The 1,438-nt window shown below is 46.9% G+C and carries 2 protein-coding genes; both read left to right on the forward strand.

Features of this window, described 5'->3' with window-relative positions:
• Window positions 1–380: cytochrome c maturation protein CcmE (ccmE, locus tag AB4496_RS13770; RefSeq protein ID WP_372131157.1), on the forward strand; the 380-nt coding region annotated here is incomplete at its 5' end.
• A partial coding sequence (locus AB4496_RS13775; protein ID WP_372131159.1) for a heme lyase CcmF/NrfE family subunit occupies window positions 377–1,438 on the forward strand: 1,062 nt, incomplete at its 3' end. The genes ccmE and AB4496_RS13775, both read left to right, overlap by 4 nt.

Consider the following 1,438-nt stretch of genomic DNA (forward strand, 5'->3'; position numbering starts at 1 on the left):
ATCTGTTCTATACACCAACCGAGCTCGTCAACGGCAAAGATGGTAAAAAACCTGAAGTGGGTCAACGCTTACGTATTGGTGGCATGGTTGTAGTCGGCTCTGTAAGCCGTGACAATGAATCATTGCGTGTTAGCTTCGATTTGGCTGATGTAGGCCCTAAAGTGACGATTCTATATGATGGCATCCTTCCTGATCTTTTCCGTGAAGGCCAAGGTATTGTTGCTCAAGGTGTCCTTAAGGATGCAACGACAATTGAAGCGTTTGAGGTGTTGGCAAAGCACGATGAAGAATATATGCCTTCTGAAGTTGCTGAAGCAATGAAGAAAACTCATGAGCCTTTGCAATACACGACTGAACAAAAAGAAGGAAATGCTCAATGATAGCCGAGATCGGCCATTTTGCGATGATCCTGTCTTTGGGACTTGCACTGCTGCTAAGCGTGCTCCCACTGTATGGAGCCGCTCGAAATAACACATTATTGATGAACAGTGCACGACCGCTGTCGTGGGGTATGTTCGGATTCCTAGCGATTTCGTTCTTTATCTTGTGTTACGCGTTCTACACAAATGATTTTACGATTCAATACGTAGCAAGTAACTCGAATAGCCAACTACCTTGGTACTACCGAATTACCGCGGTTTGGGGGGCTCATGAAGGCTCACTACTGCTTTGGGTTCTAATCCAAGCGGGTTGGACGGTAGCAGTTGCAACGTTTAGTCGTGGTATGCCTCAAGAGTCTGTGGCTCGCGTACTGGCGATTATGGGTTTAATTACTGTCGGCTTCTTGCTGTTCATTATCGTAACGTCTAACCCGTTTTTACGTACATTGCCTTTCTTCCCTGTTGATGGCCGTGACTTGAACCCACTACTGCAAGATCCGGGTTTGATTATTCACCCGCCAATGCTTTACATGGGTTATGTAGGTTTCTCGGTAGCGTTCTCTTTTGCAATCGCTTCTCTAATGAGCGGTCGTTTAGATACGGCATGGGCTCGTTGGTCTCGTCCTTGGACAATCGCTGCTTGGTTATTCCTAACAGTAGGTATCGCACTTGGTTCATGGTGGGCTTACTACGAACTTGGCTGGGGTGGCTGGTGGTTCTGGGATCCAGTAGAAAACGCTTCATTCATGCCTTGGTTAGCTGGTACTGCTCTAATGCACTCACTAGCGGTAACCGAAAAGCGTGGCACATTTAAAGCTTGGACAGTCTTGCTGGCTATCTCTGCATTCTCACTAAGCTTACTAGGTACATTCTTAGTTCGTTCGGGCATCTTGGTATCGGTTCACGCATTCGCGTCGGATCCTGCCCGTGGTATGTTTATTCTAGGTTTCTTAGTGTTCGTTATCGGTGGTTCACTGTTGTTGTTTGCTGTTAAAGGCGCATCGGTTCGTGTACGTGGTAACTTCGATTTGGTTTCTCGTGAAAACGCGCTACTCGGC

Source organism: Vibrio sp. 10N.222.46.A1 (genome assembly GCF_041473595.1).
Taxonomy (GTDB): Bacteria; Pseudomonadota; Gammaproteobacteria; order Enterobacterales; family Vibrionaceae; genus Vibrio; species Vibrio tasmaniensis_A.